The sequence below is a fragment of the Bacillus sp. ME78 genome (assembly GCF_903970865.1).
Taxonomy (GTDB): domain Bacteria; phylum Bacillota; class Bacilli; order Bacillales; family Bacillaceae_G; genus Bacillus_A; species Bacillus_A cereus.
The window spans coordinates 330,943-353,128 of the sequence record NZ_CAJCKK010000002.1 but is presented as its reverse complement, the minus strand read 5'-3'; the positions used below and the strand labels follow the sequence as shown (position 1 = coordinate 353,128).

Here is a 22,186-nt window from a genome sequence, read left to right as displayed (position 1 = left end):
GCCACTGTTGTTGGCTCCGCTTCGTACTTCACTGTGACTCTCTTACTCTCATCTTTATTCGGTTTCGTTACTGTTACGTATACTGTGCCGCCTGTTGATACTAGTAAATCTTTTCCTGTGATTGTTGCTTCTTTTTTGCCCTCGGCCACAGCAGCTGAAGTTGCTTTCAAGTTTCCTCCTGTTGATGCATCATATATTTTTACAATATCTCCTGGAGCCAACTCACTTACTGTAATTGCATCTTCATCCCCAGCTTTATTATTTAATACTTTTACTGTATCCACCGCTGGTGCCACTGTTACTTCCGATTCATATTTCATCGCTGTACGTGTACTTTCTAATTCATTTTCACTTTGTACACTTACGTACACTGTGCCACCTGTTGCTTTTAGTAAATCTTTTTTTGTAATTGTAACTTCTACTTTACCTTCTGCTACCGCCTCTGATGTCGCAATCGCTTCTCCACCTTTAGATGCTTCGTACACTCTCACAATGTCGCCTTTTTTCAATTCTGACACTGTGATTGTGTCAGTTTCACCTTTTTTATTATTTATAATATTCGCCTTTTCTACCGAAAGTGCTGCTGTTTTTGCTGATGTAACCTCAGCTGCAACAGCAGTAATTGATGGATATGTAGCAGAGACTAGTAATGCTGAACTTACACAAACGCTTGCTAAAAACTTCGAATTTTTACTTTTCATTCTCATAATCCTCCCAAAGATTATTTTTCTATTATTTTATTCCTTATAATTTAATATCCCTATTAAAGGATATTTTTATATTAACAGATTATATTATCGTACTTTTTTTAAAAATATGCTAGTGAATTTTTTTAAAACTTGTTATATCTCTTAATATTACGTAATATAGAATGAGTGACATGAAATATTTAACGAAAGTAACACAATCTACTAATAAATATTGAAAATTAAATATCATTTGAATAGCTTCGACAGCAGAAATTTAAATAACCACCATGTAGACTTTTCAAATGTGACTTTCCAAATAAAAATGCGAATATGGTGCAAGAGATGAGCGATTTTTAAAAGCTTAAACTTTCAATTAAATTTGCACTAAATTATAATCTTTAAAACTATTTAAATAGCCTCATAAAAAAGAAAAAGCCGGATACACATAATCCTTCCTTTTCTTTAATCCTGTTAAACAGTTCCGATAATCGCTCTAGATTTGTAGACGTAGAAGAATCTTTATATGGATTGTTATGAAGGATAACTTTAGGATACATGTTTTTTAGATTATGAAGAACATACTCTTTTCTTATTTCTTTATCGTTATTTAAAATTCAAATTATTAATTCGAGTTACACTAAACATATTTTTATAAAACACCTTTTCCTTTTACGGAACGATTCCACACAAAACAAAAGGGAAATACATATAAACTATGTATCTCCCTTTTGTTTTGTACCCAAATTTTATTACTGTGTTACCGTCATAACTTGTCCGCTACGGTCAACCATTATTTTCATTTTTCCGTCTTGTGCATTATATAGCCCTAGTTTATGTAATTCCATTTTACAATCTTGTACGAAAGTTGGTAATTTACGAATTTGATCAATATCAGAACTTGTAATGAAATGAATTAAAAGCTGCGTCATGCCTTTAATATCTTGCACAAGCTCTTCTTTTTCTCGTTTTAACCTTTCATTTTCTAGTTGTAACGACTGCAATTCACCTTCTAAGCTACGTGTATTCTTCGCCTCTCTAGAACGCCCTGCTGCCATGCTAGAAAGCTTATAAATACCTTCCATAAACTGATGTAGTTCGTCTTCTTTCCTTTCACTACATTGATTAATTGTTTCAAAGTTATCAACAATACCAGATATAACTGTTACAAGATTTTTTTCATCCTCTTTATGCTGGATTTCTTCTTTTAATTCGTACTCGTTTTCTTGTTTTCTTGCAACGATTGTCTCTTTTACTGGTATATATTTTCGCTTTCGTCCTGGTTTTTGTTTTTCAATATTTTCAAACGATATTTCACGTTTTTTTAATTTATAATACGTATTTTGCAATTGACTTTCTGTTTTTGGAAAAAGATTTAGTTCATTTTTACTTACGTATTTTGAAATATTTAAAATGTTTAAACCGTGACGTTGACAAAATTGATACACTTCATACAGTAGCTCTAGTTCAGACTTCAGCCATGTAATTGCTGATTTTTCATATGCTCGCATCCCGCCATTTTTTTCTATATCTATTTGAAATAATACCATTCTATTATATAAATCAACTAATTCTTCATACTTTACTTGGAATTCTTTTTCTATTTTTTTAAATTCCACCTCTAGTTGCATATCGTTCATTTTATTATTTGACATGTTTTGTAAAAGACCTAATACATTAATTGCTGTGTGGTGATACATAATCTGTGCCACTCCCCCTCATCCTTTCACAATTCTCATCTGACTCCCATGTCTTTTAAGAAAATAGCAATTTTTACATATCCATATTATAACAGTTCGAAATTATCTGTCAAATAATAAACATACAAAAATGTATAGAAAGTATAAAAATTTGGAAAATGTTTTTTATTAATATGTAAAATTGCATATTAATTACATTTAATTATATTATATGGTATTTTGAATGTTTTTTCACCGAAAAAATTTGCGTTACCACGAAATGTTACTAAAATAACCCTCGAAAATACGTTTGCTTATATTTTCAAATCAAAAATCTTCATTTGAAGATTTTTTCATACATACAGCGCCAAACATCTTAGAAACCTTTCATTTTTCTGCCAGGTTAGAGTATAGAATACCAAAAAGGAACTAGCCAATGCTACACATGGCTAATTCCTTCCCCTCTCTAACAGAATAGAGTTATAAATCTAGTCTTCAGATCCTCAATCAAAGTCTCACTTCTTCTTACCTAAACTTCATACCTCTGAACTCACATCGCATGAGACTCTATTAATCACTAAAAACTTACTTACATAAGTAGTTCCCCTATTCCTACTAAATAGAAAAATGTTATACGCCAGCTCTTCTACTTACCTATAACCACTCCATATCTCTGGTCTCAACATCGCATAGGGCTCTATTAAGCACTGACCGCTCAACACTTAGCTAGAGCTTCTATTCTGGCTAAATAGAAGCTTTTAAAGCACTAACTTATCAACTAAACCAATTAGCTCTTGAATATCTGGCTTACTTACTTGGGCATTTGCTCCTACAGCTTCACCTTTATGGAATAATTCATTTGTAATTAATGAAGAGAAAATAATGACTGGTAAACGATTCATTACTTCACTATCCTTAACCACTTTCGTTAAATGATGTCCATCCATTTTTGGCATTTCAATATCCGTAATTAGCAAGTGAATATGTTCAAACATTTTCTCGCCTTGCTCTTTCGCTAATTTTTCAATTTGCGCTAACGCTTCTGCACCATTGCTGAAGAAGTTCATTTTCGTATATCCAGCTGATGATAATGTTTCTTCTAATATTTGGCGTAGCATCGCTGAATCTTCTGCAATATAAATTACTTTTTCAGCTCGATCTGTTTTTTGTTCTAACCCTGCAATTGATTTATTGTCATAACCAGTGCCGCTAATTTCACATACAATTTTTTCATAATCTAATAGTAAAATGATTTTGCCATCTAGTTTTACAATACCAGATGTCGTTTCTTCTAGTCCCATAGATAATGAAGCTGGTTCATCAATTTGTTCCCACGAAATACGTTGAATACGATGCACTTCATCAACGCGGAAAATAACTTTCATTTGGTTTAATTCTGAGATGATAAATTTCGTTTGATCAAGTGGCTTTGTTGACTTTAAATTAAGAGCCATTGCCAAGTTAATAACAGGTAAAATTTCACCACGTACTTGAACAACACCTTCAACTGCATGATGAGATTCTGGCACAGTTGTAACAGGGAATGGATTAATGATTTCACGTACTTTCATAACATTAATACTAAATAGGTTTTCACCAACAGTATACGTAACAATCTCTAATTCATTTGTTCCGCTTTCTAATAAAATACTTTGTGCTTGTGACATAAAGGTGTCGCTCCCCTTCCATTAATTCCGTATATCTAATTATTAAGCTTTATAAAAGCGAAAAAGTCAACTACCTATATAAAAATATAGATAGTTGATCGATTCATTTTATTAAAAAACAATTAATCTTGTATAAACGAAGCAAGTGCTTCTAATAACACTTCTTGCGCTCCTACAATTTCTGTCGGCATTGCTTCCCATTTTTTCGAAAGCTCCGTCTCTACTCTTATTCTCAGCTCAGAATTCATTTCTGCTAGCACATATTCTTTCGTTGCTATATCAACATCAAGTAGCGCAAGTGCATATAATTCCGGGTCATTTATTTTTTCGAATAATCGTTTTAATACCACCGGTGCTATATGTTTTAATTTTTCAATATGAATCTCCTTATCAGAAAATAGTAACTCATATTGAATAAACGTAACATTTTCTTTAATCACTTTAAAATAACAATTATTTTTTTTATCATTCACAAAATAACCGTTTGGATCGGCAATAATACTCTCTACTTTACGGATTAAATCTGGCAAACTATTCGCCGCCATTACAGTCCGCTGCTCAACCTCACTCGGCGAAATGAATGTAACGCGATACTTATTTTGCGCCATCCTCCTCACCTCTCCTTTTATAGAAATTCAGTCTAATTGTATACTACAACTACCTTAAATTAACTTAAACTATTTTATATTACCACTTCTTACACTACCATACTACTCTAGTAACGCTACATATCTCTGGTCTTACACATCGGTCGGGACTCTATTAGGCACTAACCGCTCCAAAACATCGCCAGGTCCTCTCTCAAAACCTAAAAAGTGCTTTTAAGAACCTTTCAATAACTCTATGTTATTAAACCAAAACGCTATCTGCTGATCCGTAATATTTGGCAACATAACAAAAAACTCACGACACTTCATCTCATCCTTAAACAGCTGATACTTCCAAACGCTATCGCTACCAACACTTATGAAATAAAACTCATGGATACGGCCAATGATTGCTTGTTTTTCGCCAAATGAATACGGAGGCACTTGCTTAATTTCAAATTGATCTGGTAAATATACATGCTCTTCTCGTTCTATTTTTAATACTTGCTCGGCAAGTTCACGTTTATTTTCGAAAAAAGGCAATTGTAAAATTCGCTCTTGTCTTGTCATACGAATAAAAAACCCTTTCTACTCCATTACATTTTTTCATTACGATATATTATCGAATTAAGTTTACAACTTCATTTAATACTTCATCTGAAACTTTAATTACTTTCGCATTTCCTTGGAATCCGCGTTGGTATAACATTAAGTCAACGAATTCTACAGATAAATCCACATTGGCACCTTCTTGTGCACCACCGCGTACTTTACCTGCACCATTTTGACCAGATGCACCAAGTGCTAAAATACCTGTTGTATTCGTCGCTGTATAGTTACCATTACCTGTTTTCATTAGTCCACCTTCGTTCGGGAACATCGCAACAGCTAATTGACCAGCTGATTTCATACTTCCATCAGAATATTTTACCATTACATATCCACCGTCAGCAATGAAGCAATCTTTAACCGTCGCTGCTGCTCTACCATCTACGTCTGTTACTGATAATGTTTTATCTGTTGGATGATTTGTTAAATGACTTAAGTCTAATTTTATAGAGCCTCCATCAAACGGAATATTGGCTCCTTGCTCTTTCGGATTTGGATTTCCAACAGCATCAAATGTCATATTACCACCTGCACCTTGAACATCTTTAAACTCTGTTTCTTTTTTCGAGTCATTGCGCATTTGTACTTTATATGTATAATTATGTTCACTCGTTTGTTTAAACTCTACACGCATTGTCCATGTATTCCCTGCATTATCATATACAGGTAAATCTTGTGTAATTTGTTTTTCACCAGTTGGAATATTCCCTTTAATTGTCCCTTTCGATGTTCGAATACCACCAATTGCTGTTCCCATTGGAATTTGCAACGGTCCTGGAATTCCAGATAAATCAACCTCACCAGTTGCCTCATTCGCAGGGTATGCAAACACGTATTGACCTTCAGTATTCGTAATATAGTAATCTGAAGATATCCCAAACGTACCTTTACGAGTAAATTCCATATTTCCGCCTTTTGAATCACCTACAACGAAGAAACCATTACCTTCCATTGCTGCTTGTGTTTTGCCACCTGTTAACGTAATTGTACCATCACTATAATCCGTAACCGTGCCACTCATTTTTACACCGTTACCAATACTTTTCGGATTCGTTCCTGCATATTTACCGTCACCTTTTGCACCAATCGAATTGTTATATAGTAAATCATCAAACATTGCTTTTTGTTTTTTATAACCTACTGTTTGTGCATTGGCAATATTATTTGAAGTTACACTTAATGCATTTTGTGTTGCATTCATTCCTGTAATACTTGTATATAACGCTTTAATCATAACGTATGGACACTCCTTATGAATTTGTAGTTTTTACTTCTTCAGTTACTTTTTGATCGTCTTTCTTTGCGTCTTCTGGGTTCGTTTCCCCAATCGGTTTATCAGACACTCTCTCAACGAAACGAAGAGATACAACTTTATTATTAATAACGAGCTGTACATCGTTATTTTCCGCAAGGCGAACCGTTTCTACTTGACCGGTTACTTTGTTTCCGTCGCCGTCAACACCTCTTACGTATTTACCTAAAAACTTCATTCCACCATCAAGTGCTGTTGAATACATCGTTGATTGCAGCTTATCTACTGCTTTCGTCATATTCTGTACTTGTTCCATAAGAGATAACTGTGCTGTCTGATTCATCATTTGATTCATATCCATCGCATTAAATGGATCTTGATGTTGAAAACTTGATAAAAACAATTTCAGGAAATCATCTTTCCCCATTACCCCAGGAGTCTTTTGCGCTCCTGCAGAAACTCCATTACTTTGTTGCACTGGCGATTGTACACCATTAACAGGTACATTACTTTTTTGCGCTCCTGTTTGTAACGGAATATGATTTGTACTCGTTGTATTTAATCCAACTGTTGGCACGCTTTATTCCTCCAATAATCCCGCAAATTCTGTTGATTGTTGTTTTTCATGATTTGTATTTGCTAATTTCTGTTTTTGCCTTTGCTCTTGTTCTCGCTGTTCTTTACGATTTTCATCTTTATCTGAATAGCTAATTTGAATGTTTATTTCTTTTTCTTTTAACTTTAATTTCAATTCATCAAAAATGATTTCAACACGTTTTTTCGCATCGTGTTTTTCCATTTCTACGTGAACGTCAATTTGATCTCCGTGTTTTTTCATAAATACTGTTAATGTACCAAGTTTTTCTGGATTTAACTGGAATAAAACACGTTCTTGTTTCACTACAAATTTTTGCAGCGCTTCTACTTGCGCTTCCATTTTCTTTCCTAAGTCAGGTAATGAAACTTTCTCAGCACCACTATTTGATTTCCCTATGTGTTCGGTACTCGTCGTTTTATTTAATAACTCTGCACCTGTAGAGCTCGAATCATTTAATGCATCAACCTCTGGCAACTCTACCTTTGCATCATCGCTCTCACCTTTCGGAAGATCTACGTCTTTAAACTCTTCTTGTTTCTTTGCGATATTACAAGTTTCTGTTTCTACAACCTTCAATGCTTGCATCGTTTGCTCCGGCATCTTCATTTTGTCTAATACCATTTGCATTGTATCTTCTAAACATATAGCATTTTTGATATTCATATTTGAAAGAAGTTCTTGTAATTGTTGTAATTCAGCTGCAGGTAATTCATTAAGTTTAATATTGCCATATTCTTGATATAGCTCTTGTATTTTTTGTATGTATTGATATAACAATTCCGGCTGCACATGTAATTGCTCAATTGCAACCATTTGCTCAGATACAGCTAATAACAACTGTTCTGTCTCTTTTTTTTCTTCTTTCTTTACAATAGGCTCTTCTTTCGTTACCGATTTTTTAGAAAGAATATAATCTTTTTTCTCTTCTGTTGGTGCTTCTTCTCGTTTCGTTTTCTCCGTTTTCGGCTGTTTTTTATTTTCCATTCTCATCGTACGATCGAATGAAGAATCTTCATTTTTTGATTGTATTTCTAGCCCTTTGTCTTTTTGCGGAGGTAAACTTTGTTGCACCGGTAATACAGACTGTATCACTACATTCACCTCATCCATTCATACACATTTTCAAATCCAGAAGCATTTTTTCTTCCAGCTTTTCTTGTGCTTTCGCAAGCTTTTTGCAATTTTCTTGATACATCTCATCAATGACACGTTCTTTTTCTTTTACTTGCTCTAAAAGGCTTTCATTTTTTTGAATAAAACCTTCCGTTTTTTTAATTTTTCGATTCCATTCTTCTATTCTTTCAGGTGAAAACGTATGTGAAGAAAGCATGCCAGCCATAATACGTTGCCCAGTTTGTACGACTTTACTACGCGATTTCACAACATATAAATCATATTCTTTTTTTTGTTCTATTTTTCTTTTTTCAGCTGTTAATTCATACACTTCTTTTAAAATATGTTCTTTTTCTTGATTTATTTGCAATTTTATTGTGTCGTACTGCTGTTTATCCACCTGTTTTCATAGCCCCTTCCTATTATAACGTTCTCTTTTTCTATTATATAGTTTTTTTCCAAAAAAATCTGTGAAATATTAAAAAACAAAAAAATAAGACCTCTTGGGCAGAGGCCTTATACTATATGGTGTATCGCTTCAACGATATCATCAAATTGGAAACTATCCGATCGACCTTGCTTTAAAAACGTATTTATACCTTCTACTTTATTTTTACATTCAAAAATATAAGCATTTTCTTCATTTTCTTGAATCGTTCCTAACTTAAAATACAATTCATTTTCTTTATAAATTGATAAAATTTTTCTCATTTCATTTGCAAGTTGCCAATGATGTGGCGAAACAATTTCTTCCATAATCCTACTTACTGAATCTAATACTGAAATTGCAGGATAATGACTAAGCGTTGCAAGCTCACGCTTTAATACAATATGTCCATCTAAAATACCACGTGCTAAATCTGGTACAGGACCATTTAAATCGTCCCCATCAACAAGCACCGTATAAATACCTGTTATAGATCCCTTTTGTGTTTTCCCGGACCGCTCTAACAGCTTCTTCATATAACTTTCCATTAGCAGTGTTTTACCACCAATCGGTAACTCTTTAACAGCAATATCAACACTTCTTCGTGCATCGGCAAAACGAGTAACAGAGTCCATCATAAGTAATACGTTATTGCCTTGATCACGGAAGTATTCAGCAATAGACGTTGCGAGTTTCGCTGCACGAAGTTGCATAAGATGACTTTCATCTGACGTCGCTACAACAACGACGCTTTTTCTCATACCTTCGTCGCCTAATTCTTTTCGAATAAAGTCTTTTACTTCCCGGCCACGTTCTCCTACTAAACTAATAACGTTTATATCAGCTTTTGCGTTTTTTGCTATCATTCCAAGTAAAGTAGATTTACCAACACCTGATCCAGCAAAAATACCAATCTTTTGACCGATACCAATTGTTAGCATAGAATCAATTGATTTTATTCCTGTTTCAAATACATCAGTAATCTCTTCACGTTCAAATGCATGTATAGGCGGTGCATCTAGTTTTATTTTCTGTAATGGAATGTTTTCAGCGTCTTCATTTAATACTTCACCATTTGCACTTAACACTTTTCCGAGTAAGTGATTACCACGTGGTACAACAACATCTTCTGAAATTAAAATCACTGAATCTCCATAACATACTTTTTCTGTCTGTTCAAATGGAAGTAGCATATTATTTTCTTTTTCAATAGCAATCACTTCACATAAGACCTTATGTTCTCCAACGAAGCAAACATCTCCAATCTTCGCTTTCGGCCCTTTTGCTACGAAAAACTGTTCTTGTACACTATGAACTTTGCCTACTTTCGTATACAGTGGTGTTTCAATGAACTTATTCCATTTTTCGTTCTCATTCATTAACAGACGGCTCATACATTTTGCTCCTCAAATAGCTTCTCTTCTTCCCATTTCTGACGAAGTTTCGCAAATATAGGTGCAAATTTAAATTCAAAGAACTCTTTCTCTTCTTCCAGAACAAATTCACCAAACTGCAGGGAGAAATCATATTTCCATTCTACTAATTGTAGCAACCAATATTCTTTCGTATTTTCCTTCTCTTCTTGAATACGTTCAAACGTTTCTGGATGTACTGTAATGATTAATTTTTCAAACGAAGTTGGCAATGTTTGCACGATGCCAGTTAAAATAGGTAACACATCAAGCAATCGTGAATCTACCGCTTGATTCACGATTTTTTCTGCTAGATGAAAAGATTGATCCCATAATAACTCTGTCCATTCGTATGCTGTTTCTTGTTGTTCTTTTTGAAACTGCACACGCGCTGCTTCCATCTGTTCCATTTGTTCATGAATATGCATTTGAAATTGTTCTTTATCTTGTAATAACTGCTGCCGCTCTCTTTCTAGCATTTGCTGCTCTTGCCTTAGCTGATTCATTTCCATATGTAATGATTCTTGCTGGGCGCGAAGTTCTGCATGATCAGCTTGTAATTCTTCCTCTTCTATTTGGACTGAAGCTGGTTTTGGAAATTGTAATTCATACGTTTCTTCAGAAAAAGAAACAGAATTCTTCGGAATTCTGTTTTTAAATAAGGACATCCTCTTCACCTCTTTGAACGATAATTCTTCCTTCTTTCTCTAGCTTTTTCACTGTACCAGTGATCGTTTGCTGCGCTTTTTCAGCATCCGTCATCTTAAGCGGTCCTAAGCCATCTAATTCTTCTAGAATCATCTCTTTACGGTTTGAAGACATACATGTAAATAGTTTCTCTTTAATTTCTTCTTTTGCAATTTTAAGTGCTTTCGCAAGAACACCGTTATCTGTAATTTCTTCTAATACACGGCGAAGCGCAAGAGCTTCAAGACCAAGTAAGTCTTCAAAGACAAACATATTTTCTTTAATTTTCTCAGATAACTCATAATCGACTTCATCCAGCTTTTGAAAGACTGTTTTTTCAACACCTCGTGAAACGTTATTTAAAATGTTTACGATCGTTTTCAAGCCATCAGTTTTATTAATTGCACTGAATGCCATATTATTTAATTTCGATTTTAACAACTCACCAATTTGATTAATTAATTCACCATCAACTTGTTCTAACTTCGCAATACCCATTACCGTCTCTACTCGTTTATGATCTGGCAATCTCTCAATTAATTGAGACGCAAGCTGCGGTTTAATATAAGAAGCGATAATTGCAATTGTTTGTGGTGATTCATCATTAAGCACTGTAAGAAGTGGCTCTAAATCTGTAAGTGAATTTAAGAATTCAAATGGATTATCTTTGTTATACCAAAGGTCTTCCAATAATTTTTCCAGTTCGTCTTCTGGCATGTTTTTAAATATGCGACGAATGTATTCTTTATCTGGAGTGACTAAGTTCAATTCTTTTACATTTAGTTCATATAAGAACTCTCCTAGTACATTTTCTAACGTTTCTGGTTTATATACACGAAACTTCGCGATTTCACGAAGTAATACTTCTTTTTCCTCAGCTGTCATATATTCAATGACTTTTGCTGCCACCCCTTCTTCTAATGTACGAATAAGGATGGCAGCTTTTTCTTTGGAGGAGATTTCATCTAACATCGTTGTTCCTCCCTTACTGTCCGTTTAGCCATTTTTTAATTACTTTTGCAGTACCTTCTACATGTTCTTTCGTAGCATCCTGCACTTGTTCATCTAACGTTGGTTCTTTCGGTTCTTCTGGTTCAGGTTTTGGCTCTGGCACTATTTTTTCTTCAGGAATTTCCAAGATACTTTCATTACTTGCAGCAATTTCATCTTCTGCTAAGTATTCTTCATATTCCTCTTCTTCTTCTTTCTTTCTCTTACGTCTTGCTAATAAGAACCATACTAGACCACCGATCGCTAATAAGCCAGCTGTAATTCCACCGAATAACCACCAGTTCATGCCACTTTTTTCTGGCTCTTTCTCTTTTTCGACTTTCGGCTGATCGAACTGAACAGTTACAACGTTAACTTGACCATTTATAAAGTTACCGTTCGGATCAGCTTGAAGTCCTGCCGCTGTTCCGATTGCTTCTTTAAAAGTTGTCATATCCATTCTACGTTTTACTAGCGTATCATTATCTACCCATACAACAACATTTGTTTTCGTTAATTCTGGGTGTTTCTTAATTGTTTCAACTGTTTTATCTATTTCATAGTTTTCTATTTTATTACCATTTTTATTATTATAAACAACTTTACCATTTTGATTATTGTTCGTACCGTAGTTCGGCACTTCACCGTTTGCTGTAATACCAGCACTTTGCTTCGTATCTGTCCCTTCTTGCGCAGTAGAGCTTTCCTCTTGCTCTTGTTTACTACGAAGTACACCTTTATCACCATACTTTTCTGACTGACGTGTAACTTCATCGTAGTTTACAGATACTTTCGTATTCACTTTATATTCATTCGGTTTAAACATCGTCATTAATGTTGCATCAATATCTTGCTTTAATTTACCTTCAAGTTGATGCTGCATCTCTACTTCTTTCTCATAAGAAGAGGAACTACTAGAATGCGCTTCATCTGCTCCTTTTGAGATAACACCTTTTTTACTATCAATAACACTTACTTCTTCTGCCTTCACACCAGGAACTGCTGCACTTATCATTTGCTGTATACCTGCAACTTGATCAGCTGTTAACAATTGGCCACGCTTCACTCCAACCGTAATCGCCGCTGTTCCTTTTGCTTTTTCTTCATCAAAAATCGTCTCTTTTTCAGGCAATGTAATTTGAACATTTGCCGTTTCAACTGTCGCAAAGTTTCTTACAATATCTTGCTCCAATTGCTTCTTCGTACCGACAATTTGCTTCATTTTTTTATCTTGCTCACTTGAACCGAGCGAGCTTTCTAATAAAATTTCCTCACCGCTTTTAGAATTAAACGGTAAGCCCATCCCATTCATTTCTTTTCGAACCCATGGAGCATCATTCTTTTGCACACGAATCGAACCATCGGCCGCTAATTGATAATCGACACCTAACTTCGATAATTCTGCTGTAATCTCTTGTTTATCTGTATCATTTAAATTTTGATATACAACAACATATTTATCTGGCAAGGTGAAGTATAAAAGTGCTCCTGTTACAATCGCTAAAAGCGCAGCACCAATTACTAACTTATGCCACGTTTTTAACGATTGAATAACATTTTTCATCTTTTCCATTTAAACACACCCGTCCACTTTCCTAAATTTGCATATTAATTAGTGACTTATAATTTTCAATAAGATTATCACGTACGAGAGCAGCTGTTTTCATTTGAGACTCAGCTTTCTTTTGCTGAATTAAAACGTCATGTGTTTCTCCTACCCCTTTAGTTAGTAAATCATATACTGCTGTTTGTGCATTGTTTTGCGTTTGATTCATATCTTCCAATAAATCAATAAACTTTTTCCCCTCAACTACAGATGTTTGAGAAGTTTTCGGTGCACCAATTGACTGAATTGCTCCAAATGGTTGTGTATGTAACATTGGTTGGATTTTCATATTACTATCTTCCCCCTTATCCTCGGCCGATTTCTAAATCTTTATCAAGCATTTTTTTATTTGCATTTAATACACTCGTATTCGCTTCATACATTTTTTGAGCAACCATTACATTCGTCATTTCAGCAGTTACATCAATATTTGGATAACGTACATATCCTTCTTCATTTGCGTGCGGATGCGTCGGATCATACACTAAATTTTCCGTTTTGTCTGCTTCAATACTTTTTATTTTTACTCCATTAGTAGGAGCACCATCTAACATACTTGCAAAACTATTGTTTGATTCTAGCACCACACTACGACGCTCATATAAATCTGCCCCCGGAGCCGCCGTCGTATTCGCATTTACAATATTGTTAGAAGTAACTTCCATCCACTTTCTCGCTGTCGTTAGCCCTGAGCCACTTGCATTAATTGCCTGAAACATCCGTTGTCTCTCCTTCTACTTAACGTCCGCGTGCCGCTTGGTTAATTGCATATTGTGTATTAATCGCGTTAATTGAAATACCGTATAACTGATTTGCTTTCATTAAATCTAGCATTTCTGTCGTTACATCCACACTATTTCCGTCTTTATTCGTTTGCATTGATTTTGTTTGAATCTTTGCATATGTATTTTTCGTATTTACTGTCGGCAAGTGCATTTCATTCGTTTGATATAAATCTGGATTGCTCTTTAAATCAGCCGCATTGTTTTTATATAATGCACTACTTTTATTCATCTGCTCAGCAAATGTTACATCTTGTGCTTTATAGCCAGGTGTATTCGCATTTGCAATATTACTAGAAACCGTATTTCGTTTCGTTACTAAATAATTCATATAATGGCTTACATCACTCACTAAATCTGGCATATTCCACACCCTTCCTTTTCTAACTTAAGGATCCACTGATGGAAGTTTCACTTCATTATTTATTTTCTTATATGTATTTATTAAAATATTAACTATTATGTACCCTTACATATTTTATTCCATTTTTCCATTGTTGTCTTTAGAAAAATATAAAAATATAAAAAAGAATACGAAAAAACTGTATACACGCAGTAATTCATGAAACATTTCAACATATGAACTACAAACTAAGTTCATTTTTATATTATTTAGATTACTACTTTTTTATTACAGTCATAAAGTGAAACCTCAATCAGCGGAATTCTTTATTTAAACAAAGGAATGGATCCCCTTTTAAAAGGGGAATCCGTTTCCAAACTCTATCATTAATATTTACCGTAAAATGAATTAGCTTTCATCCGCCCATCATTTTCCATTATCATTTCTTCCAAAATCTTTTGCTTATCTCGAATATGCTGAGCTGCCTTAATAATGAATGGGCTTACTTCTGCTGCAACTTGTGCACGTGTTTCTTCATCCAATGTCATCATCCAGCGATTTAACATTTCACTCTTCTCAGCAAACTCTCCATCTGACACTTGCAATTCACCGATTTCATTAAAACAGCCGACAAACGTCCGATAAATATCATTGTTCATTTTCAAGTGCTCCGCGGTAACCATCTATTAAATCTTGTAATACTTTCACAATTGCATCCATGTCTTTTGCCTCACGAGTCACTTTCATCGTTTGAATTTGAATGCTAATCCAATCGTATAAGCCATATAAACTATCATATAAATCTTTTGTAATTTCAGGGTTTAATTGAAGTTTTAATTCTTCAAAAATACGTTCTAACTTTTCAAGAAGCGCATCTCCTTCTTGTAAGTTAAAAGTATGTAAAAGTTCTTCTAAATTACGAAACTCTACAATACATCTTTCATAAATAAAAATTGTATTTTTAATCGGATTACTCGTCATAATATCATTTTGCATATAACGTTGCCATGCTTGCATACGATCACTTCCTTAGATTTCATTAATCATCACTTTTTTGTTTTGTCATTGCTTTAATTGTTTTTAGCTGACTATCAAGCGCCGCTAATGTACTTTCTAATTTTTGATATTTCTTTACAATATCATCTTGTTTTTGCTTATTTTGAATGTCAATATCATTGATTTTACGATCTAGTTTCCCCACACGGTCATCTATAATTTTTATTCTTTCTCCTATGATTCCCACGTCACCGAATATCTTATTAAATTGTGTATCTATTTGTTTTCCAAGACCATCTGCACTAAAAAAGAATTGTTTTGCCGCATCCGGGTTTTCTTTCAAAGCGTTTGTTAATTTTGCTTCATCAACTTGTAATGTACCCTCTTTTGTCACCTGAATACCATACGAAAACAAATAATTTCCATCTTGTGAGTATGTTACAATATTATTCATAATCCTTCTAATATCACCCATAATATTTTGGCCTTGAAGCGCTCCATTTTTCCCACCAAATAATTCTACTGTAGATACCGCTTGATTATAATTGCTTACCATTTTTTTTATAAGTTCATTCGCTTCTTTTACATTTGAATCTTCTACTGTAAATTTAACGCTCTTTCCTACCTCAGATTTATCTAGTTGAATTTTAACACCTGGAAGAGTTTCTATTGTATTTGACTCTCCATGCTCTTCAACCCCATTAATTACATATGTTGAATTTTTAGCCTTTTCTATTTCATTAAGTGTACCATCTGTTTTTACAAATCCCATCTTTTCTAAAAATTGACCGCTATCTTCTAACTTAATAGCTCCCTTTTCGCCCATTTTTGAAGAAGAAAAGAATATCTTATTTCCAAGAGAATATGCCGAAACTCCATAATTTCCACTATTAATTTTATTTATTAATTGACGGTATGTAGTATCCTTTGTAATTACAATATCCTGATTGTTAATCTTTATTGTTTCTTCCATATCAATTTTAGCATCTAAATCCGCTATCTTTTCACTTGAAATTTGATGGCGTTGAGCCAATTCTTTGACTTCAATATTAAAGGTTCCTGCAATTGCTGAAGCATCTGCTGTCACACTAATATATCCTTCTTGAGAGAGTGTTACTTTTTTTTCATTCCCTTTAAAACTAGATAAATCTTTCATTGTTTGTGTTAGAGAACTAAATTCCTTTTTCAAACTTGCATATAATAATTTTTCTTGTGTAAGTTGTTCCTTTTCATTATTATAAGGAGTTTTCTTCATATCCAACGCTTGTAATTCTAATTCTACTAGCTTTGAAGTATCTATTATATTATTGCCTAGATTCCAAATTTGTTGTCTATTACCAATACCTGTTGATGTAACTGCCATTAACTACCACTCCTTTTTTACATATAATCTAAAATACTCGTTTTACTCATCGTACTAACCGCTTTAAGCGTCGCTTCATACGTTGCATTTATATATGCCAAGTCGGAAATTGCTACCGCTAAGTCGACATCTTCAATTTCTTTACGGTTTTCTTGAAGCGCTAAATTTTGTTCGCTTAAAATTGTTTTAAACGTCTCCATTGTGTTCATTGTTGAACCAACTTCAGTTGTACGGTTAATGATGCCATCTAAGTTTTTCTTGTTTTCTCCTAATAACGGTTGTAACGCTTTTTGATCACCTTTTTGCATCGCTTCACTCATCTGTTTTAACGTCTTTATAACCGGAGATAATAATGCCTCTCCGTTTCGAAATGCTTTTATTTCATAACCGTCATTTAGTTGCCAGTTCACATCATTTTGTCCACCTTGATACGTACCATCTTCTGTAAATGGCAGTTTTTCTGCACTATCACCACCGAAAATATAACGACCTTGCTCTTTCGTATTCGCTAAATATACAACTTGTTTTAAAATTTGATCAATCTCTGCACCAATGGCCTTCAATTCTTTTTCACCATTTTGCTCACTTAATGCCTGCACCATTAATTGATCTGTCCTCGTTAGAGATTTCAAAACACCTTGTAAAGTATTTTCAGTTTGTGTTAATACATTTTTCGAATCCGCTATATCTTTTTGCATTTGCTCCATATTCGCCAATGAATGTTGAATCGCAAATGACTTACTTGCCGCAAGTGGGTCTTCACTCATAAGAAGATTTTTCTTCCCTGAAGTTACTTGATTTCGATGATATTGCTGTTGCACGTTCAAATCCATTAACTGATTCTTTGCCCAGTTTGCATTTTGAAATGTAGATACTCTCATTTCTATCTCCTCCTTATATATTTTCAATCAATTACTATCACCTATCGAATAATCGAAAATAGACTATCAAACACTTCATTCATCGTAGTAATAGCTTTAGAGTTCGCCACGAAATATTTTTGGAAGGCCATTAAATTTACCATTTCCTCTTCCATATTTACCCCTTCAACGCTCATCTTTTCTTGCTGAATGCCTTCTAATAAGTCCCCATGAATTTTTTGATAAGCATTCACTGCACTTTTATCAGAAGCTACACGAACTATGAATTGGTCTAATGCTGCTTTATAAGAAAGACCTTCTTTATAGTCTCCATCTGTAATTGCTGCTAGTTTATTTGCTGTTTCTGCAGATATTTTCATTTTCGAAATATCTTTTTGAAATTCTGGATTTAACTTCATATCTTTCGCATGATCTCCAACGAAGAAATCTTTTCCCATCACTGTATTCACTTGATTTTTCACTGAACTCATTAAGTCTTCAAGATTTTTTTTATAATCAACAATCTTCGCTTTCGTGTCAATCGCTGATTTTATCGCTCCGCTAGTTACATTGATTTCTGAACCGTAAATCTCAACTGACATTGGGTCTTTTTCTTTATTTAATTGAAGTGGATATGTATCTTGTCCATTTACTGTTAAAATACCATTCATTCTAACACTCGCAATATTAGGATTCATAGATTCATAAGATACTTCGATGTTTGCATACTTAGACATCTCTGTAACGATGCGATCTCGTTCGTCTAAAAGTTGATTCGGCACTTGTGTACCTGCTTGTCCAATTTTATGATTCGCTTCTGCTAAACTAGCAGCAAGACGATTAAATTCATTAACATGCGCTTCAATATCTTCTGCCGTCTGCGCTTCCACTGTATCTAAGTTTTTCGCAAGACGATTTACTTGACTTGTGAACTTCCCAGTTTCAGAAATTAATGTATCGTAGTAGTTTGGTTGTTCTGGATTTTTTGCCACTTCACGAAAGGCATTAAAGAAACCGTCCATTAAACTAGATAATGAATTCTTTCCTGTCGTTCCAACCATAGACTCTACACGTGATAAAGTCGAATTCATATAGTTATAGTAAGAGAGCTGAGATAATTGATCATTAAACTGCTTCGTCTTTACCTCATCAGTAATACGGTCAACACCTAGCGTTTGTACACCGTAACCAATTCTCTGTTCTGGCGTATGACCATTACTTGCTCCAACAGATCCGTAATTCACCATTTGACGCACATAACCCGGTGTATGAATGTTAGATAAGTTTTGTTTCGTTGTTTGTAATCCCATTTGAGCCGCTAGCATCCCTGATAGCGGTGTATTATAATCAGATAATCTCATAAAGCTTCACTTCTCCTTTACAATAGTTCATTCATAAAGATTTGCGAATTATTGTTTCGCTCTAAATTATATTCAGAAACAGAATCCACAATACTTTCTGTAGTTTTTAATAGTACGTTTAAGTAATATTGATTTTTCAAAAGAATCATTTTTACATTCTCTTCTAATTCAGTTACGTTTTTTTGTAATTCTTCCATTTTTTCAATTTCTTCTTGAGAAAAATACGAAAATAATGCACTTACACGAGATGCTTCAACATCCTTTTCTTTACAAAACTGAACAACCATTTCTTCGAATGAGCTAGATAGTCCTTTTAAACCATCAATGTACTGCAATTGTTCTACTTGTAACTTTTGAACTGCATTTATATCTTTATTTTTTAAATTCTCATATATTTGCTCTCCAAGCGCTTGAATATTTTCATACGCCTTTTGTATAATAACGAGCTTTTCATATAATTGTATGTACATATAGCTTCCTTCCTTTTACAAGACTAAATTCACAATTAAACCATGGATTTCTCCAATTTGATTTAACATTTCTAAATGTCCTGTTTTCGTATTAATTAAATTCATAACATCTTCTAATTCATTCAATCCCATTTCTGCCTGTTTCACAATCGTCATTTTCTGTGAATATCCATAACGTGGGTGACGAGACATGACATCTTTATACTGCAATACATTATCAACGTAAAAATTCAAAAATGATTTTACTGTATTTTTGTATTCCATTACATTATCAAGCGTTAATTCCATTTCAATTTTTTCTTTAATTTCTCCAATATTATCGACAAACGCTTCCATTTGTTCTAGTAATTTATCTTTTTTCGGATCTGCATGCAAATTATCCGAAAATGCAAGTCCTGTCCTGACATTTGCTTCTTTCGGCATTTGAGTAGCAGGCGGTATATGCGATAAAATTGGATTATGCGAGATAGAACGTAGCATATATATCACCTATTTATTTTTTTATTTCTTCCTAAACTTAATCGTAAAATCCAGTTATTTATAATTATACTCTGAACAGTAATATTTTGCAGTTATTTTTTATAAAAGATATGTTACAATTTAGCATGAGGTGGCACAATTCTATGAATATTTTCCTTTGTGGTTCAAATCAATTAACAGCATTAGATCAAGAAGAAATTAAAAAATTTTTAACTGACTATGCTCACAAACATAAAATTTACATATTATGTTATAAATCTATTGAAAATGAGGTTCTTCGTTTTTTCGTTGAGAATGAAAGACTTGCTCAAAATTTATGCCTTTACACGCTGCAACCATTGCAAGCAATAACAGATGAATTTCAAGAAGTCGTTGATTACTTAAAAAAACACGGAGCCGAATATGTTGCTTTCGATCATCCTTCTGACTCCATTTACCGATCAGATTATATGTTTTTTGTTAAACAAATTATTGAAGACACTGATTTAGTTCTCTGTTTTTATAATGGGGACAAACATACATCTGTCATCCCTGTCGATGTTGCAAAAGAAGCAGGTATTGATGCTGTCATTTATGATTTACCAGGATTACATGAAAAGCAAATGAAAAAAAGCTTTGAACAAAAAATTCGTATGATGTAAAGGGGGCGGCACAATATCATTATTGTGCCCATTGTAAATATGATAATTGAACAAGATTATGATCATTTTATCGCGAGTTTTAAACAACAATTCAATATGGATATCGCTTCGTATAAGCAAGATAGAATGCGCCGTAGAATCGATGCTTTCATTTCGAGAAAAGGCTTTGAAAACTACACTAATTTTTTAAACAAATTACGTGCTGATCAAAATTTATTTTTAAATTTTATTGACTATATTACAATTAACGTTTCAGAGTTTTTTAGAAATAAAGAACGATGGCAAACTTTAGAGTCGAAAGCACTACCTAAATTACTCGAACAAAATAGCGGAAAATTAAAGGTATGGAGTGCCGCTTGCGCTGCTGGTGAAGAACCGTACACACTCTCTTTAATTTTATCAAAGCATCTAGCTCCATTTCGTTTTGAAATTCAAGCAACAGATCTTGATTTTCATATTTTAGAAACCGCAAAACGCGGTCAATATACAGAACGTTCTCTGAAGGAATTACCTAATGATTTGAAAGAACGTCATTTCACAAAAGAGAATGATATATATTCATTGCATCAAAACATTAAACAAAACGTTACGTTCAAACAGCACGACCTTTTAATGCAGTCGTTCGATACAAATTATGATTTGATTATTTGTCGTAACGTAATGATTTATTTTACAGAAGAAGCAAGAGTAAAACTTTATGAAAAATTTAGTCGTTCTTTACGAAAAGGCGGTGTACTATTTGTTGGTAGTACGGAACAAATTTTAACACCCGAACGTTATAATCTTCAGCGATTTGATACATTCTTCTACGAAAAAATATAAAAGAGGTCGTCACAATGGAGTGACGACCTTTTTACATAACTCGAATTAAAATAATACCGACAATCCATATAAAGAGAAAAAGAAACGTCATAGACCATTTATGTTCTTGCACCGTATGTTTCAATGCCTGTGATAATTGTGTCATGTTCATTTCCGCAAGCGCTCTCCATACACTTACATCCCGATCTCTAGCAATACGGTCTGTAACGCTAATTAAAATTGTTTCGTTAGACAGTTTCGTTATATAAGCAGTAATAACCGTTACCATCAAATTTATATTTCCTTCTGAAGAATCACTTTCCACTCTAGAGATAAGTGCACTCACATCTAGTAACGGAATATGTACTTTTCTACCAAATGATAGTTGTACTTCAGCGAAATCATACGTTCCATCTAACAAAGGAAGTTCTTTTATATGCGCCTGCTTAACAAGCCCTTGTAGGCTTCTAATTACTTGTTCAAATATTTTTTCTGTTTGCTTACCTTCTCCGGATAACGTATGTAGCTTTTTAAAAAGTTGTAACACTGTATCCATCTCTTTAGAAAGCATTTCCTTCATAATCTTTCCATCACTTAAACTTGCAAGTAAAATACCTATTTCATTATTTTTCGAAATAATTTTAGACTGTCCAGTAAACACTAAATTGCTACGCTTTCGTTCTTTCTGGATTTCATGCTCCGAAATAGCTGCAGGCTGTTTTAATGGTTGTAACGCCTTATCTTCAATTGTCGTACGTTTAATCTCCATTTAAGCG

Annotated in this window: 25 protein-coding genes and 1 pseudogene; 2 read left to right on the top strand and 24 right to left on the bottom strand. The window is 33.9% G+C overall.

Going from position 1 to position 22,186, the window contains the following annotated elements; genetic code table 11:
* The 23 genes and pseudogenes from H6481_RS05490 to H6481_RS05380 form a co-directional block, all read right to left on the bottom strand.
* A pseudogene (locus tag H6481_RS05490) lies at positions 1 to 701 on the bottom strand (hypothetical protein); the annotation flags it as partial.
* A gap of 737 nt (positions 702 to 1,438) precedes the next feature.
* Positions 1,439 to 2,386: a DNA-binding domain-containing protein gene (locus tag H6481_RS05485; protein ID WP_000274691.1), complete on the bottom strand. Its 948-nt coding sequence runs from the start codon at positions 2,384 to 2,386 to the stop codon at positions 1,439 to 1,441.
* A gap of 737 nt (positions 2,387 to 3,123) precedes the next feature.
* Positions 3,124 to 4,032 (bottom strand): chemotaxis protein, encoded by a 909-nt coding sequence (locus H6481_RS05480; RefSeq protein ID WP_000075943.1) that lies wholly within the window; start codon positions 4,030 to 4,032, stop codon positions 3,124 to 3,126.
* A 122-nt stretch (positions 4,033 to 4,154) separates the two neighbouring features.
* Entirely contained in the window at positions 4,155 to 4,640 is a 486-nt protein-coding gene (locus tag H6481_RS05475) for a hypothetical protein (protein WP_000068301.1), read from the bottom strand.
* 213 nt (positions 4,641 to 4,853) lie between these two features.
* A complete protein-coding gene (locus tag H6481_RS05470) occupies positions 4,854 to 5,189 on the bottom strand; it encodes a DUF3964 family protein (protein ID WP_000198166.1) in 336 nt (111 codons plus the stop codon).
* Positions 5,190 to 5,238: 49 nt separating this feature from the next.
* Positions 5,239 to 6,462 carry a flagellar hook protein FlgE gene (locus tag H6481_RS05465; protein WP_000588324.1) on the bottom strand — a complete coding sequence of 408 codons (1,224 nt, stop codon included), beginning with the start codon at positions 6,460 to 6,462 and terminating at the stop codon, positions 5,239 to 5,241.
* A 16-nt stretch (positions 6,463 to 6,478) separates the two neighbouring features.
* Positions 6,479 to 7,057 (bottom strand): flagellar hook assembly protein FlgD, encoded by a 579-nt coding sequence (locus tag H6481_RS05460; RefSeq protein WP_001143485.1) that lies wholly within the window; start codon positions 7,055 to 7,057, stop codon positions 6,479 to 6,481.
* 3 nt (positions 7,058 to 7,060) lie between these two features.
* The gene (locus tag H6481_RS05455; protein WP_000616444.1) at positions 7,061 to 8,170 is read right to left on the bottom strand and encodes a flagellar hook-length control protein FliK; all 1,110 of its coding nucleotides are present in this window, start codon (positions 8,168 to 8,170) and stop codon (positions 7,061 to 7,063) included.
* Between the two features lie 10 nt (positions 8,171 to 8,180).
* On the bottom strand, positions 8,181 to 8,591 hold the full coding sequence (locus tag H6481_RS05450; RefSeq protein ID WP_000360860.1) for a hypothetical protein: 411 nt from the start codon (positions 8,589 to 8,591) through the stop codon (positions 8,181 to 8,183).
* 116 nt (positions 8,592 to 8,707) lie between these two features.
* Entirely contained in the window at positions 8,708 to 10,012 is a 1,305-nt protein-coding gene (locus tag H6481_RS05445) for a flagellar protein export ATPase FliI (protein WP_000088683.1), read from the bottom strand.
* A complete protein-coding gene (locus tag H6481_RS05440; RefSeq protein ID WP_000051697.1) occupies positions 10,009 to 10,698 on the bottom strand; it encodes a FliH/SctL family protein in 690 nt (229 codons plus the stop codon). Before H6481_RS05440 ends, H6481_RS05445 begins: the two co-directional genes overlap by 4 nt.
* On the bottom strand, positions 10,685 to 11,689 hold the full coding sequence (gene fliG, locus H6481_RS05435; protein ID WP_000883363.1) for a flagellar motor switch protein FliG: 1,005 nt from the start codon (positions 11,687 to 11,689) through the stop codon (positions 10,685 to 10,687). Before fliG ends, H6481_RS05440 begins: the two co-directional genes overlap by 14 nt.
* Before the next feature lie 13 nt (positions 11,690 to 11,702).
* On the bottom strand, positions 11,703 to 13,280 hold the full coding sequence (locus H6481_RS05430; protein ID WP_000413954.1) for a flagellar M-ring protein FliF C-terminal domain-containing protein: 1,578 nt from the start codon (positions 13,278 to 13,280) through the stop codon (positions 11,703 to 11,705).
* Between the two features lie 22 nt (positions 13,281 to 13,302).
* Positions 13,303 to 13,602, bottom strand: coding sequence for a flagellar hook-basal body complex protein FliE (gene fliE / locus H6481_RS05425; protein WP_000701672.1), 300 nt, complete (start codon positions 13,600 to 13,602; stop codon positions 13,303 to 13,305).
* 16 nt (positions 13,603 to 13,618) lie between these two features.
* Complete coding sequence (gene flgC / locus H6481_RS05420) at positions 13,619 to 14,032, bottom strand: flagellar basal body rod protein FlgC (protein ID WP_000484680.1); 414 nt, start codon at positions 14,030 to 14,032, stop codon at positions 13,619 to 13,621.
* Between the two features lie 19 nt (positions 14,033 to 14,051).
* The gene (flgB, locus tag H6481_RS05415; protein ID WP_001113108.1) at positions 14,052 to 14,459 is read right to left on the bottom strand and encodes a flagellar basal body rod protein FlgB; all 408 of its coding nucleotides are present in this window, start codon (positions 14,457 to 14,459) and stop codon (positions 14,052 to 14,054) included.
* A gap of 365 nt (positions 14,460 to 14,824) precedes the next feature.
* Positions 14,825 to 15,097: a hypothetical protein gene (locus H6481_RS05410; RefSeq protein ID WP_001058079.1), complete on the bottom strand. Its 273-nt coding sequence runs from the start codon at positions 15,095 to 15,097 to the stop codon at positions 14,825 to 14,827.
* The gene (locus tag H6481_RS05405) at positions 15,087 to 15,455 is read right to left on the bottom strand and encodes a flagellar protein FliS (RefSeq protein WP_001149524.1); all 369 of its coding nucleotides are present in this window, start codon (positions 15,453 to 15,455) and stop codon (positions 15,087 to 15,089) included. The genes H6481_RS05410 and H6481_RS05405 overlap by 11 nt, the downstream gene beginning before the upstream one ends.
* A 22-nt stretch (positions 15,456 to 15,477) precedes the next feature.
* Complete coding sequence (locus H6481_RS05400; RefSeq protein ID WP_000301747.1) at positions 15,478 to 16,797, bottom strand: flagellar hook-associated protein 2; 1,320 nt, start codon at positions 16,795 to 16,797, stop codon at positions 15,478 to 15,480.
* Positions 16,798 to 16,814: 17 nt separating this feature from the next.
* Positions 16,815 to 17,678: a flagellar hook-associated protein 3 gene (locus H6481_RS05395; protein WP_001266418.1), complete on the bottom strand. Its 864-nt coding sequence runs from the start codon at positions 17,676 to 17,678 to the stop codon at positions 16,815 to 16,817.
* Between the two features lie 41 nt (positions 17,679 to 17,719).
* Positions 17,720 to 19,018 carry a flagellar hook-associated protein FlgK gene (gene flgK / locus H6481_RS05390; RefSeq protein ID WP_001239708.1) on the bottom strand — a complete coding sequence of 433 codons (1,299 nt, stop codon included), beginning with the start codon at positions 19,016 to 19,018 and terminating at the stop codon, positions 17,720 to 17,722.
* Positions 19,019 to 19,035: 17 nt separating this feature from the next.
* A complete protein-coding gene (flgN, locus tag H6481_RS05385; protein WP_000275875.1) occupies positions 19,036 to 19,488 on the bottom strand; it encodes a flagellar export chaperone FlgN in 453 nt (150 codons plus the stop codon).
* A gap of 15 nt (positions 19,489 to 19,503) precedes the next feature.
* Positions 19,504 to 19,968: a YaaR family protein gene (locus H6481_RS05380; RefSeq protein ID WP_000946323.1), complete on the bottom strand. Its 465-nt coding sequence runs from the start codon at positions 19,966 to 19,968 to the stop codon at positions 19,504 to 19,506.
* 143 nt (positions 19,969 to 20,111) lie between these two features.
* On the opposite strand from H6481_RS05380, the gene H6481_RS05375 reads away from it, so the two are divergent.
* Both H6481_RS05375 and cheR read left to right on the top strand, forming a co-directional pair.
* Positions 20,112 to 20,609, top strand: a complete 498-nt coding sequence (locus H6481_RS05375; RefSeq protein ID WP_001020110.1) for a flagellar motor switch protein FliG — start codon at positions 20,112 to 20,114, stop codon at positions 20,607 to 20,609.
* Between the two features lie 39 nt (positions 20,610 to 20,648).
* The gene (gene cheR / locus H6481_RS05370; RefSeq protein ID WP_000582875.1) at positions 20,649 to 21,431 is read left to right on the top strand and encodes a protein-glutamate O-methyltransferase CheR; all 783 of its coding nucleotides are present in this window, start codon (positions 20,649 to 20,651) and stop codon (positions 21,429 to 21,431) included.
* A 31-nt stretch (positions 21,432 to 21,462) separates the two neighbouring features.
* On the opposite strand, the gene H6481_RS05365 is transcribed toward cheR, so the two are convergent.
* Positions 21,463 to 22,179, bottom strand: a complete 717-nt coding sequence (locus H6481_RS05365) for a hypothetical protein (RefSeq protein WP_097987179.1) — start codon at positions 22,177 to 22,179, stop codon at positions 21,463 to 21,465.
* Positions 22,180 to 22,186 lie beyond the last annotated feature (7 nt).